Here is a 12329-nt window from a genome sequence, read left to right as displayed (position 1 = left end):
GGTGCAGCGCGACGGTACCCGCCGGCGGACCCGGGACCCCGGGACCAGGGGCTCGGGATCAGGGAGTGCCACCGGCCGCGGGCGGCTGCCCGGCCAGGGTGCGCACCACCGGCGGCACGACCTCGGTGCGCTCGTCGGGCGCCGAGGGCCCGGCCACCGACGCCGGGACCCCGCGCGGGGTCTCACCGGGCTCGGGGAGGTTGACCGCCAGGACGGCGACGCCGAGGCCCAGCCCGGCCAGCGTGCCGGCGACGCTGCGGCGCAGCCAGCGGGCCTGGTGCGGCGAGGAGGAGCGCGCCGGTGGGTCGTCGAGGGCGACGGTCCAGCGCCCCGAGGAGCCGGAGACGGTGAGCTGCCCGGGACCGGCGGTCACCGTGCCGAGCCCGCCGCCGCCGGGGACGTCGGCGGTGAAGGGGATGGCGCACAGCCGCGACAGCAGGTCACCGGGGACGGCGACGTCGGAGGCGGCGTGCAGCGCGTCCTTGGCCTCCCGCTGCGCCTGGACGAGCATCCGGCACTCGAGGCAGCCGGCCAGGTGGCGGGCGGCGCGGGCGGCCGGGCCGCTGGCCAGCTCGCCGTCGACGAGCGCCGCGATGGCCTCCTGGGCCAGGTGGCTCTCCGGCAGGCTCATGCGCGAGCCCCCGGTGCCGCCACCCCGCGCGGGGCGAGGTGGGCCAGGGCGGCGCGCAGCTGCACGCGGCCGCGGTGGATGCGGCTGCGGACGGTACCCAGCTTGATGCCGAGGGTCGCCGCGATCTCCTCGTAGGTCAGGCCCTCGATGTCGCAGAGGACCACGGCCACGCGGAACTCCGGCGGCAGCGCGTCCAGCGCCGCCTGCACCTGCGGGTCGAGGTGGGTGTCGGCGTAGACCTGCTCGGGGCTCGGCGCGGTGCCCGGCAGCCGCTCGGTGTCCTCGGGCAGCGCGTCGAACCGGATCCGCTGCCGGCGGCGGACCATGTCGAGGAACAGGTTCGTGGTGATGCGGTGCAGCCAGCCCTCGAAGGTGCCGGGCGAGAAGTCGGCGAGCGAGCGGAACACCCGGACGAACGTCTCCTGGGTGAGGTCCTCGGCGTCCTGCGCGTTGCCCGAGAGGCGGTAGGCTAGCCGGTATACCCGCGCGGAGTGGTCCCGCACGACCTGCTCCCAGGTCGGGGCCACCCACACCTCGCCGGCGCCGGACGCGGCCGGCTGCTCGGCGGCGGGCTGGGGGACGGCGGCCTCGGACACGTCGCCAGGATCGCAGACGCGCACGTTGCCGGCCTCCCCCGGATGATGGACGGGGACGGCGGCACGCTCGGGTGTCACGTCGGGACCAACGGGCGGCGACGTGTCCCCTGTTCCCGTCGGCAGGTGTTGCCAGGTTCCTCACAGGTTCGCCTCCCGGGTCACGTCACGCGGTCGCACTACCCTCGCCCGGTGATGAGCGCCCAGGGACCGTCGCGCGCCGGCGGGACCGGAGGCGCCGCCTGGGCCGACCGCTACGCCGCGGAGGACCCCGTCCTCGCCTCGGCCCGCACGCGGTCCGCGGCGCTCGGCGGCCCGCCCCCGCCCGAGCCGGCCGCGGGGGCCACCCTCGCCGTCCTCGCGGCGGGCGCCGGGGCCCGGGCGGTCGTGTCCGTCGGCAGTGGTGGTGGCGTCGTCGGCCTGTGGCTGCTGCGCGGCATGCGTCCCGACGGCGTCCTCACCGCCCTCGACGGTGACCCCGAGCAGCTGCGCGGTGCACGGCGGGCCTTCACCGAGGCCGGCGTCCCCGCGGGCCGGACCCGGCTGATCTTCGGCACCCCCGGCGAGGTGCTCCCCCGCCTCCTGCCCGGCGCCTACGACCTGGTGGTCTGCGCCGGGCCGCCGACCGAGTACGCCGCGCACCTCGCGGCGCTGCTCGCGCTGCTGCGCACCGGCGGGACGCTCGCCTGCCACGGCCTGCTCGCCGGGGAGCGCATCGGCGACCGCGCGGCCCGCGACCCGGAGACCGTCACCTGGCGCGACCTGGCGCGCAGCGTCCGCGAGGACGAGCAGCTCACCTCCGCCGTCCTGCCCATCGGGGCCGGCCTGCTGGTGGCCACCCGCCGCTAAGCCGCGAAGGGGTGCTCGGCCAGCGGCTCCCACGGCCCGCCGAGGTAGCGCCACAGCCCCAGCCCGCGGGCGGGGACCTCGGAGGGGACGAACTCCGCGGCCAGCCGGTCGCGCAGTGCCCGCGCCACCGCCGGCTCCACCTTGTTCTGCACGGTGACGTGCGCCGACAGCCGCTGGCGGTCCTGCGGGGTCAGCCACGGGCCGAACTCCGCGGACAGCCGCGTGTGCAGTGCGGAGAGCTCCGGCGCGGCCAGCCGGTAGGCCACCCCGCGGCCGAGCAGCTGCACACCGGTCACCGCGACGGCGAACGGCGGCCGGGCGGCGACCCCGGCCAGCGCGGCGTCCACGGCGTCGCGCTGCTCGCCCGGCAGGGCGTGGAACAGCGTGACGTGCGCGGCGAGGTGGTTGCGGCCGGCCGGGAAGTGCTCGGCCCGCAGCCGGTCGAACCGCGCCTGCGCCTCCGCCTCGAGCAGCAGCGTGACGACGAGCGGACGAGGGTCGCCGCTCACACGATCGCGCGGGCGCCCTTGCCGAGCACGGTCACGCCTCCCGCGCTGACGTGGTAGTGCGCACGGTCGGCCTCGGAGTCGACACCGATGCGCGCCCACGGCGGGACGACGACGTTCTTGTCCAGGATCGCCCGCCGGACGTAGGCGCCCTCGCCGATCCGGACGCCGTCCATGAGGACGCTGTCCTCGACCCGGGCGCCGCGGTCGACGCGCACGCCCGGCGAGACCACCGAGTTGTGCACCGACCCGCCCCCGATGATCGCGCCGGCGCTGACCATCGACTCCTCGGCCCGCCCGCCCAGCACGAACTTCGCCGGCGGCTGCTGCGGCGGCAGGGTGAGGATCGGCCAGCGGTCGTTGTAGAGGTTGAACACCGGGGTCACCGACACCAGGTCCATGTGCGCGTCGAAGTAGGAGTCGATCGTCCCGACGTCGCGCCAGTAGCCGTGGTCGCGCTCGCTGGCACCGGGGACGATGTTGGTCGAGAAGTCGTAGACGTAGGCCGTCCCCGCGTCGGCCAGCATCGGCATGATCGAGCCGCCCATGTCGTGCGCCGAGTCGGCGTCCTCGGCGTCGGCGCGCAGGGCCTCCAGCAGCGCGTCGGTGCTGAACACGTAGTTGCCCATCGAGGCGAAGGACTCCTCCGGGCTGTCGGGCAGTCCCGGCGGGTCGGCGGGCTTCTCGAGGAAGCCGCGCACCTTCCCGTCGGCGGCGGCGTCGATGACACCGAACTCGGTCGCCTCGGCCCGTGGCACCCGCAGACCGGCGATGGTCACGCCCGCCCCGGTCTGCAGGTGCTGGTCGACCATCTGGCCCGGGTCCATCCGGTAGACGTGGTCGGCACCGAAGACGACGACGATGTCGGGTCGCGCGTCGTAGATGAGGTTGAGGCTCTGCAGGATCGCGTCGGCGCTGCCGGTGTACCAGCGCGGGCCGAGCCGCTGCTGGGCCGGTACCGGGGTGATGAAGTTCCCCAGCAGGTTCGACATCCGCCACGTCGTGGTGATGTGCCGGTCGAGGCTGTGGCTCTTGTACTGGGTGAGGACGGCGATCTGCCGGATCTCCGCGTTGACCAGGTTGGACAGCACGAAGTCGATGAGCCGGTAGTTGCCGCCGAAGGGGACCGCGGGCTTGGCGCGGTCCTGTGTCAGGGGCGCCAGGCGCTTGCCCTCCCCACCGGCCAGGACGATGCCGAGCACCCGAGGACCGCCACGCATGCAGGGAACGTAGTCGCTGGTCGCCGTCGCCGTCGCCCCACCTCCGCCCGCCCCGCCCCCTAGGGTGACCGCCGTGCGCATCGGCATCGTCACCCGCGAGTGGCCACCGGACGTCTACGGCGGCGCCGGCGTGCACGTCGAGCACCTCGTGGCCGCCCTCCGCTCGCTGCCCGCGGGGCCGGACCTGGAGGTGCACGCCTTCGGCGGCCCCCGGCCCGACGCCCGCGGCTGGGCGGTCCCGCCGGGCCTCGCCGGCGCCAACGGCGCGCTGCAGGCACTGGGCACCGACGTCGAGATCGCCGCGGCGCTCGGCGGGGTCGACCTCGTGCACAGCCACACCTGGTACGCCAACGGCGCCGGCCTGCTCGCCGCTCTCGTGCACGGGGCGCCGCACGTGGTCACCGCGCACTCGCTGGAGCCCCGGCGGCCGTGGAAGGCCGACCAGCTCGGCGGGGGCTACCGGCTCTCGTCCTGGGTGGAGCGCACCGCCTACCTCGCCGCCGACGCGGTGGTCGCGGTCAGCCACGGCATGCGCACCGACGTGCTCGACGCCTATCCCGACCTCGACCCGGCCCGCGTGCACGTCGTCGGCAACGGGGTGGACGCCGAGGCCTACCGGCCCACGCCGGCGCCCGACGTCGTCCGCTCGCTCGGGGTGGACCCCGACCGGCCGTACGCGCTGTTCGTCGGCCGGATCACCCGGCAGAAGGGCGTCGTCCACCTGCTCCGGGCGGCCGAGCAGCTGCCGCCCGACGCCGGGCTGGTGCTGTGCGCCGGCGCCGCGGACACCCCGGGCGAGCGCCAGCAGGTGGCCGACGCCGTCGCCGAGCTGCAGGCCCGCCGGCCGGGCGTCGTCTGGATCGAGGCGATGCTGCCGCGCGAGCAGCTGGTGCCGCTGATCACCGGCGCGACGGTGTTCGTCGTCCCCTCGGTCTACGAGCCGCTGGGCATCGTGAACCTCGAGGCCGCCGCCTGCGGCACCGCCGTGGTCGCCAGCGCCGTCGGCGGGATCCCCGAGGTCGTCGCCGACGGCGAGACCGGCCTGCTGGTCCCCTACGACCCCGACGACGTCGCCGCCTTCGAGGCCGGCCTCGCCGCCCGCGTCACCGAGTTGCTGCACGACCCCGCGCGGGCGGTGCGCATGGGCGCCGCCGGCCGCGAGCGGGTGCTCTCTGAGTTCGGCTGGCCGGCGATCGCCCAGCAGACCGTGCAGGTGTACTCGGCGGTGCTCGAGGCCCGCGGCTAGAGCCCGCGCGGTCCCGCCCACGCGCCGGATGGGAGGCTGTCCCGTCGTGACCATCGACCGGCAACCCTCCGCCGAGGACCCGATCCGGGCGCTCGCCCGCGCGTCGCACCACCTCCCCGCCGACCGCGTCGGGACGGCCGTCACGCGCGAGGCACGGCGGCTCGGCGCGCGTGAGGCGGTCGTCTACCTGGCCGACTACGCCCAGCACGAGCTGGTGCCCGTGCCCGGCGACGGGGTGCCGGCCCGTCAGGCGCTGACCATCGACGGCTCGCTGGCCGGCCGGGCGTTCCGCCGCGTGCACCCGGTGCAGGCGCCCGCCCACGACGGCCCGGTCACCCTCTGGCTGCCCCTCCTCGACGGCGCCGAGCGCATCGGGGTCCTGGAGATGGTGCTCCTGGCGGAGCCGACGCCCCGGCTGGAGGACGACTGCCGGTCCCTCGCCTCGCTGGTGGCCGAGCTGGTGGTCACCCGTGACGCCTACAGCGACGTGTTCGCCCGTCTGCGCCGGCGCCGGACCCTGTCGCTCGCCGCGGAGATCCAGTGGGACCTGCTCCCTCCGCTCACCTACGCCAGTGACCGCGTCGTCATCACCGGCGCCCTGGAGCCGGCCTACGACATCGGCGGGGACACCTTCGACTACGCGGTCAACGGCTCCCTCGTCGAGCTCATGGTGCTCGACGCCGTGGGTCACGGGCTGCCGGCGGCCCTGCTCGCCTCCGCGGCCGTCGGCGCCTACCGGCACGCGCGGCGGGACCGACTGGACCTCCCCGACGTCGCGGCCGCCGTCGACGCCGTCGTCGCGGGCCATTTCCCTGGCAGCCGGTTCGCCACCGCGGCCCTCGCTCGCCTCGACCTCGACACCGGGGTGCTGCGCTGGGTGAACTGCGGGCACCCGGACCCGCTGCTGGTCCGCGACGGCGTGCTGATCCGCCCACCGGCCTGCCGGCCCGCGCGGCCCCTGGGTCTGCAGGCGGCCAAGCCCGACCTCTGCCAGGTGCAGCTGCGGCCGGGTGACCGAGTGCTGCTCTACACCGACGGCATCGTCGAGGCCCGCTCCCCCGAGGGCGACTTCTTCGGCGAGGAGCGGCTGGCCGACCTCGTCGTCCGCGCCGAGCTCGCCGGCAACCCGCCGCCGGAGACGATGCGCCGGCTCATGGGCAGCGTCATGGAGCACCAGGCCGGGCAGCTGCAGGACGACGCCAGCATCGTCATGGTCGAGTGGCGGACCGGCGCCGAGGAGCAGTTGAGGCTGTGAGCGCGGCACCGACCGGAGATCCCCACCCCGAGGCGGACGCGGCACCGGCCGACGTCGTCGTCGGGCTCGTCGCCGCGCCCGGGGCCCCGGCCGAGCTGGCCGACGAGCTGGCCGCCGACCTGACCGGCGCGCTGCGCGAGCGCCACCCCGACGTCACCTGGGACCTGCGGGTGGTGGAGGACGGCCTGGTCCGGCCACCGGCCGACGACGCCGAGATCGTGACCGCCGCCCGCGACCGGCTGCTGGCCGAGGAGTGGGACCTCGCCGTCGTCGTCACCGACCTGCCGCTGTCGGTGGACCGGCGGACGGTGGTGGCCCACGCCAGCCCGGTGCACGGCGTCGCGGTGCTCTCGCTGCCGGCCCTGGGCGCGGTGGCCCGGCGCCGGCGCGCCCTGCAGACGACGGTCGGGCTGGTCCGCACCCTGCTCGGCGACGACACCGACGGAGAGGGTGACCCGGCGGCACTGCGCCGCCGGGTGCGCGAACTGGCCACCGACCCGGCCGACACCGCCGAGGGCGTGCGGTTCACCGCCCGCGTGCTCACCGGCAACCTGCGGCTGCTGGTCGGCATGGTGCGCGCCAACCGGCCGTGGCGGCTGACCATCCAGCTGTCCCGCGCGCTGACGGCGGCGGTCGCGGCCGGGGTCTTCGCCCTGGTGACCGCCGACATCTGGCGGCTGGCCGACCGGTTCGGCTGGCTGCGGCTGGCGGTGGTCGGGCTGGGCTCGGTGGTGGCGATCTGCGCGACGCTCGTCGTCGGTGCGGAGCTGTGGGAGCGCGCCCGGTCGCGCCGGGTGCGCAAGCAGGTGGCGCTGTTCAACCTGGCCACCACCGCGACCGTGGTGATCGGGGTGCTGACCCTCTACGCCGCGCTGTTCCTCCTCGCCCTGGGCGGGTCGCTGCTCCTGGTGCCCGCGGGGCTGTTCGCCGAGGGCCTCGGGCACCCGGCCCGGATCGGGGACTACCTGGAGCTGGCCTGGCTGACCAGCTCGCTGGCGACCGTCGGCGGGGCGCTGGGCGCGGGACTGGAGTCCGACGAGGCGGTCCGCGAGGCCGCCTACACGCACCGGCCCGACGCAGCGGGGTGATCGACGTGGTCCGGGGGGACGGCGGGGGCGAGGATGACGTGTGACCATCGCCACACGGTTCGCCGCCGCGCTCGGCGCGGAGACGTCCCGTGGCCCCGGACCTCCCGAGCTGCTCCCGGTCCGCCTCGCCCGGGCGTGCGCCGCCACGCTGGGGGTCGACGGCGTGGGGCTGTCCGTGGTCGACGCCACCGGCACCCGCATCCCCCTCGGGTCGAGCACCGCCTCCGCCGCGTGCGCCGAACGGCTGCAGTTCACCGTCGGCGCGGGGCCGTGCTGGGAGGCGCAGGAGACCCGGCAGCCGGTCTTCGCCCTGCTCGAGGACCTGCGGCGCCGCTGGCCGCCCTTCGCCGACCTGCTCATCGCGCAGACGCCGTTCCGCGCCGTGGTCGCCCTGCCGCTGCGCGAGGACCTCGCCGGGGCCGGGGCGCTGGACCTCTACTCCACCGACGACGCGCGGGTGCCCGACCTCGACGTCTTCGCGGCCCTGGCGGTCGGCGAGCTGGTCACCGCCGCGCTCAGCGAGGCCGCCGTCTGGTCGGACTGGCCGGCCGACCGCGGCCCCGACTGGCTGCACGGCCCCGACGCCCGCCGCCGGGCCGCCGTGCTGCGGGCCGCGGGGCGGGCGGCGATGGCGCTGGAGACCGACCCGGCCACCGCGCTGGACCTCCTGCGCGCGGCCGCCTACGCGGACGGGCGCAGCCTGGAGGACGTCGCCGAGGACCTCGAGCAGGGCCGGCTCGACGTCGCCCGGCTCGCGCCCGGCCGCGGTCCCTGAGCACCGCGGTGTGACCGTTCCCGCAGGTCAGCGGCGGAATCCGGGCCTGCGCGCGGGTGCTGCACCTCCCGTGACCGCCGTGCCCTCGCCGTCCGCCGTCTCCGCTCCGCCGGCGCCCGCCCCGGCCCCCGTCCCCTCCCCCACGCGCCTGCTCGACGTCCGCACGGTCTACGCCGAGCCGGCCGCCCTCGAGTCCGCCCGCGGCCGCGAGGTGCCCGCCCGCTTCCCCGGGGCCGAGGTCGTCGAGGTGCCCTCGCACTGGCAGATCCCCGAGCTCAACGGCAACGAGGGCAACGTCGAGCGCTGGGTGCGGGTCAAGACCGAGACGCTGGTGCTCGGCGTCAAGAAGTCGCTCTCGGCCCGGCCGAACAGCCGCTCGTCGAACTGGATCGCGCCTTCGACGGCCAATGGGTGCGCTATGGCGTGCGATGACTTCCCGCTGATGTACCTTTGACCCCGGGGGACCCATCCCGCCGGCATTGGACCCGAGGACGCGACCATGACCAGCGCATACGTCTACCTCCGGCAGTCGAAGGACGTCGAGAACACCCGCGCCGCCGTGGACCGGCAGCGCGCCGACTGCCTCGACCTCTGCGAGCGCAACCGCTGGCCGGTCGCCGAGGTCTACGAGGACAACGATGCGAGCGCGAGCAACCCCCGCAAGGCCCGCAAGGACTACGCGCGGCTGCTCGCCGACCTCGAACACGGCCGGATCGTCAGCGGCGACGTCATCGTCGCGTGGGCGCAGGACCGGCTACTCCGCAAGGTCGCCGACATGCTCGTCCTGATCGACCTCTGCGCGAAGCGCGGCATCGCGGTCGTCACCGTGCAGGCCGGACGGCTCGACCTGGCGACCACCGACGGACAGACCCTCGCCCTCATGGCCGCCGTCATCGCGCAGGGCGAGATGACGAAGAAGGCCGCCCGGCAGCGCGCCGAGGCCGAGCAGGCCGCGAGCGACGGGCAGGCCCCGAGCCGCCGCGCGTTCGGCTACCGGCTAGAGGGCAAGGGCCGGAAGCGCCGGATGGTCCTCGACCCGGCCGAGGCCCCGGTCGTCCGCGATGCGTTCGACCGGCTGCTCGTCAAGGGTCAGTCCCTCGTCCGGATCACCGACGCCGTCAACGCCGCCGGGCTGCCCTCGGTGCGCGGCACGACCCTCTGCCGGAAGGGCGTCCGCTACCTGCTCACGAACCCGGTCTACGCCGGGCTGCGCACGCACCACGGCGAGGTCGTCCGGGACGACGACGGGGAGCCGGTGCGCGGCGACTGGCCCGCGATCATCACCGAGGACGAGCACGACCGGGCCGTCCGGCTGCTGACCGACGCCGCCCGCCGACCGGCCGGGTTCCGCGGCACCGCCCGCCGGTGGCTCGGCTCCGGGCTGTTCCGCTGCGGCATGGACGGCTGCGGGTCCGACGTCCGCTGCGGCTACCGCTCCCCCAACGGCGGGAACGGCGCCCGGACCTACGTCTGCCGCGAGCACGCCCACCTGTCCCGCCGGGCCGACGTCATCGACGACCTCGTGCTGCGGGCCGTGGCCGCCCGGCTCGCCCGCGACGACGCCCGCGACCTGCTGGCCGGGGGGGACGACGAGGTGACCGCGCTGCGGGCCGAGGCCGACGCCCTGGCCGCTGCGCTCGACGTGGCGCGCGACCGGCTGCGCCGCGGCGTGTACGACGAGGACGATTTCGTCACCGAGAAACGGCGCGTCAAGGTCGCGCAGGAGGCCGTGGGCCGCAGGCTGACCGCCGCCGCCCGGTCCTCGGTGCTCGGCACCCTCGGCGCCGCCCCCGACCCGGCCGCCGCGTTCACCGCCGCCGACCTCGGCACGCAGCGCGAGGTCGTGGACGCCCTCGCCGTCGTGACCCTGCTCCCGGCCCGCCGGGGCGAGTCGTCATTCGACCCCGCGACCGTCCGGATCGACTGGCGCTGACCGCCCTCAACCCCCCAGGGACCCCCGGCCGAAACGGTCCGGGGGTCCCTTTGTGTCCGGGCATCTGTATTGACAGGAATGGTCCCGAGTGCCGTTCCAATAGGCTTACGTATGTGCCGCAGGCACTAAGGGAGTGACCTTCGGTAATAGGAGCCGACGTGACCGCACCTGACCCCACTCTGGACCCCGTTCCGCCCCGCCTGCGGAAAGCGCACCGCGAACACCGGATGCGCTCCGCCGAGCGGAAGATCGACTACTGGCTCGGCACGTATCCGCAACTCAACGAGACCGAGCGCCGCGCCCTGGCAGAACGGCTGCTCGCCGGTCCGCAGTGAGCGACCGCCCACCGGCCGACCGCGACCTCGACGCCCGGCTCGACGCCGCGGCCGAGGCCGCCGCCGCCGCTGCCCCGCCGCTGAGCGACGCCGTCCGCGCCCGGATCGCCGCCGTACTGCGCCCGGTCCCGGTCGCCACCCGGGAGGCGTCGTGACGTTCGAGTCCGTCGTCCCGTGCCCGCGGTGCGGGCTGCCGCCCGGGGACACCCCGCCCGGGGTCTCCCGCATGACGAACGAGCCGCTACCGCCGCTGTGGATATGCACCGACTGCTGCGCCGACGAGGCCGACACGGACACCTACGGCGACCCGCCGTGGCCGCCGACGGAGTGGGCGCACCCGCCGTTGGGGTGGACGTGACCGGCCACGACGCGCCCGACGTCGGGCCGCCGCGGGGGCTCCAGTGCTGACCGCCGTGGACTGGTGGCACGCGCACGCCGCCGACTACGGGGTCACCCCCGGGGGCGACGGGACGTTGTGGGCGCTCGGCGCGATCCTCGCCCGGCACACCCGGACGGACCCCGCAGAGGGTGCCTACCCGTCGCAGGCCCTACTGGCGGCAGCCCTCGGCGTCGAACGGAAGGCCGTAGGTCGCCACCTCGCGCGCCTGGCCGAGACGGGCGCGATCACCGTCCACGACCGGGGAGGACCCCGGCAGCCCGGCCGGCCCGGCCGCGCGCCCACCCTGTACCGCTTCCCCGACCTGATTACGTCCCACGACCCCGCTGGGAATGGGACCAAACCCTCCGGGGAGGTTACGTCCCACGACCCCTCTCGGAAGGGGACCAAACCCGCCCGGGGTTATGTCCCATCCGAGGGCAGGTTATGTCCCATCCGAGGGCAGGTTATGTCCCATCCGCACGCTCACGATGGGACAGGAAGGGAAACGAAGAAAGAAAAGAAGAAGGACGCGCGCGCGCCCGAGGGCCGCGCCCCCGCGCTGCGCGCGGTGCCGGACCTCGCCACTGACGACGAACCCCGCTGCGCTCGCTGCCGCGACCTCGCCGACCCCCCGCCGTGCGAGGACTGCGCCGACCTGGCGGCAGCCCACCGACGGGAGGCCACCCGATGACCCGGCGTCGCTCGCTCGACCCGGACGAGCCGGTGACCGGCTCCGTGCCGCTGCCCTTCCCCGAGCCCGACGTGTTCGACCTGGACGCCGTGGTCGCGGAACTCGCCGCGCTCGGTATCGACCTGATCCAACTCGACCCGGAGGACCCCGATGCCTGACCCCGTCACCGATTTCGCCGCCTACCGCCCCCGGACCCGCGCCCTCATCGCCCACCTGATCGCCGATCAGATCGCCGAGGACCGGGGGGTGACCGACCGCGACGTCCTCGACCACCTGCGCGACGCACACGACCTCGCCGACCCTCTGGGCGACGACGCCCTGCGGGTGCTGCGCGCCGAGTGCGCGGCCGGGCGATGCGACCTCGCGCCGCCGCCCCGTTCCCTGGACGACCCCCGATGACCGACCGACCGACCGGCCCCGACGACCCGACGACCGACCGGAGCGAAGCGGGCCGCCGCCTCGTCCGGTCCAGGTGGGACAACCTCACCGCCGAACAGCGCCGCGAGCAGACCGCGGCCGGGCGCGCCGCCGCCCTCGCCAGGCGCCACGGGGCGCGCCGGGACGACGACGCCCGACCGCCGACCGGCCCGGACACGGTGCCGCTGCGGCTGATGACCTCCGACCGGGACCGGCGGCTCGCCGACCTGTCGGGACAACTCGACGCCGCCGTGCTCGACCTCTCGTTGCTGCTCGCCCGGGTGTCCGCGCTCGCCGACGAGGTCCGGCAGGAGGTGACCCGGTGACGCGAACCCCCCGGGCGGCCCGCCGACCCGCCGACCCGGTCGCGCTCCCCGAGACCGCCCCGGCTCCCCCGCCGGATGCCCCGAC

18 protein-coding genes are annotated in these 12329 nt (G+C 75.8%); 14 read left to right on the top strand and 4 right to left on the bottom strand.

The genetic code is table 11. The annotated features are described in order from the left end of the window. Nucleotides 1-58: 58 nt before the first annotated feature. A complete protein-coding gene (locus BM414_RS24950; RefSeq protein WP_093584031.1) occupies nucleotides 59-631 on the bottom strand; it encodes a zf-HC2 domain-containing protein in 573 nt (190 codons plus the stop codon). After that, nucleotides 628-1227: an RNA polymerase sigma factor SigE gene (sigE, locus tag BM414_RS24945; protein ID WP_245784974.1), complete on the bottom strand. Its 600-nt coding sequence runs from the start codon at nucleotides 1225-1227 to the stop codon at nucleotides 628-630. The genes BM414_RS24950 and sigE overlap by 4 nt, the downstream gene beginning before the upstream one ends. A gap of 192 nt (nucleotides 1228-1419) precedes the next feature. Here sigE and BM414_RS24940 point away from each other — a divergent pair, with 192 nt between their 5' ends. Then, nucleotides 1420-2073, top strand: coding sequence for an O-methyltransferase (locus tag BM414_RS24940; protein ID WP_093584029.1), 654 nt, complete (start codon nucleotides 1420-1422; stop codon nucleotides 2071-2073). On the opposite strand, the gene BM414_RS24935 is transcribed toward BM414_RS24940, so the two are convergent. Beyond that, a complete protein-coding gene (locus tag BM414_RS24935; protein ID WP_093584027.1) occupies nucleotides 2070-2582 on the bottom strand; it encodes a 2'-5' RNA ligase family protein in 513 nt (170 codons plus the stop codon). The two genes, BM414_RS24940 and BM414_RS24935, sit on opposite strands and share 4 nt — an antisense overlap. After that, a complete protein-coding gene (gene glgC / locus BM414_RS24930) occupies nucleotides 2579-3799 on the bottom strand; it encodes a glucose-1-phosphate adenylyltransferase (RefSeq protein ID WP_093584025.1) in 1221 nt (406 codons plus the stop codon). Before glgC ends, BM414_RS24935 begins: the two co-directional genes overlap by 4 nt. Before the next feature lie 73 nt (nucleotides 3800-3872). Between glgC and glgA the strand changes: the two genes are divergently transcribed. The 13 genes from glgA (at nucleotide 3873) to BM414_RS24880 (ending at nucleotide 12244) form a co-directional block, all read left to right on the top strand. Next, nucleotides 3873-5045 (top strand): glycogen synthase, encoded by a 1173-nt coding sequence (glgA, locus tag BM414_RS24925; protein WP_093584078.1) that lies wholly within the window; start codon nucleotides 3873-3875, stop codon nucleotides 5043-5045. A 46-nt stretch (nucleotides 5046-5091) separates the two neighbouring features. Next, nucleotides 5092-6300, top strand: a complete 1209-nt coding sequence (locus BM414_RS24920; RefSeq protein WP_245784973.1) for a PP2C family protein-serine/threonine phosphatase — start codon at nucleotides 5092-5094, stop codon at nucleotides 6298-6300. Then, nucleotides 6297-7388, top strand: coding sequence for a hypothetical protein (locus tag BM414_RS24915; RefSeq protein WP_093584021.1), 1092 nt, complete (start codon nucleotides 6297-6299; stop codon nucleotides 7386-7388). The genes BM414_RS24920 and BM414_RS24915 overlap by 4 nt, the downstream gene beginning before the upstream one ends. A gap of 40 nt (nucleotides 7389-7428) precedes the next feature. Next, nucleotides 7429-8163: a GAF domain-containing protein gene (locus BM414_RS24910; RefSeq protein WP_139246043.1), complete on the top strand. Its 735-nt coding sequence runs from the start codon at nucleotides 7429-7431 to the stop codon at nucleotides 8161-8163. A 79-nt stretch (nucleotides 8164-8242) separates the two neighbouring features. Next, the gene (locus BM414_RS24905) at nucleotides 8243-8617 is read left to right on the top strand and encodes a spore photoproduct lyase family protein (protein ID WP_245784972.1); all 375 of its coding nucleotides are present in this window, start codon (nucleotides 8243-8245) and stop codon (nucleotides 8615-8617) included. Nucleotides 8618-8662: 45 nt separating this feature from the next. Continuing rightward, the gene (locus BM414_RS24900) at nucleotides 8663-10096 is read left to right on the top strand and encodes a recombinase family protein (protein WP_093584019.1); all 1434 of its coding nucleotides are present in this window, start codon (nucleotides 8663-8665) and stop codon (nucleotides 10094-10096) included. Nucleotides 10097-10254: 158 nt separating this feature from the next. After that, a complete protein-coding gene (locus BM414_RS29725) occupies nucleotides 10255-10431 on the top strand; it encodes a hypothetical protein (protein ID WP_175551794.1) in 177 nt (58 codons plus the stop codon). Next, the gene (locus tag BM414_RS29720; RefSeq protein WP_175551793.1) at nucleotides 10428-10586 is read left to right on the top strand and encodes a hypothetical protein; all 159 of its coding nucleotides are present in this window, start codon (nucleotides 10428-10430) and stop codon (nucleotides 10584-10586) included. Before BM414_RS29725 ends, BM414_RS29720 begins: the two co-directional genes overlap by 4 nt. After that, complete coding sequence (locus tag BM414_RS24895; RefSeq protein ID WP_093584017.1) at nucleotides 10583-10789, top strand: hypothetical protein; 207 nt, start codon at nucleotides 10583-10585, stop codon at nucleotides 10787-10789. Before BM414_RS29720 ends, BM414_RS24895 begins: the two co-directional genes overlap by 4 nt. 43 nt (nucleotides 10790-10832) lie before the next feature. Then, the gene (locus BM414_RS31950; RefSeq protein ID WP_093584015.1) at nucleotides 10833-11501 is read left to right on the top strand and encodes a helix-turn-helix domain-containing protein; all 669 of its coding nucleotides are present in this window, start codon (nucleotides 10833-10835) and stop codon (nucleotides 11499-11501) included. Continuing rightward, on the top strand, nucleotides 11498-11659 hold the full coding sequence (locus BM414_RS29715) for a hypothetical protein (RefSeq protein WP_175551792.1): 162 nt from the start codon (nucleotides 11498-11500) through the stop codon (nucleotides 11657-11659). Before BM414_RS31950 ends, BM414_RS29715 begins: the two co-directional genes overlap by 4 nt. Next, the gene (locus BM414_RS24885; protein ID WP_093584013.1) at nucleotides 11652-11900 is read left to right on the top strand and encodes a hypothetical protein; all 249 of its coding nucleotides are present in this window, start codon (nucleotides 11652-11654) and stop codon (nucleotides 11898-11900) included. Before BM414_RS29715 ends, BM414_RS24885 begins: the two co-directional genes overlap by 8 nt. Next, the gene (locus BM414_RS24880; RefSeq protein WP_093584011.1) at nucleotides 11897-12244 is read left to right on the top strand and encodes a hypothetical protein; all 348 of its coding nucleotides are present in this window, start codon (nucleotides 11897-11899) and stop codon (nucleotides 12242-12244) included. The genes BM414_RS24885 and BM414_RS24880 overlap by 4 nt, the downstream gene beginning before the upstream one ends. Nucleotides 12245-12329 lie beyond the last annotated feature (85 nt).

Source organism: Geodermatophilus amargosae (assembly GCF_900116515.1).
In the GTDB taxonomy this organism is placed as follows: Bacteria; Actinomycetota; Actinomycetes; order Mycobacteriales; family Geodermatophilaceae; genus Geodermatophilus; species Geodermatophilus amargosae.
The sequence above is the reverse complement of the archived record's forward strand: the minus strand, read 5'-3'. Positions and strand labels throughout refer to the sequence as shown.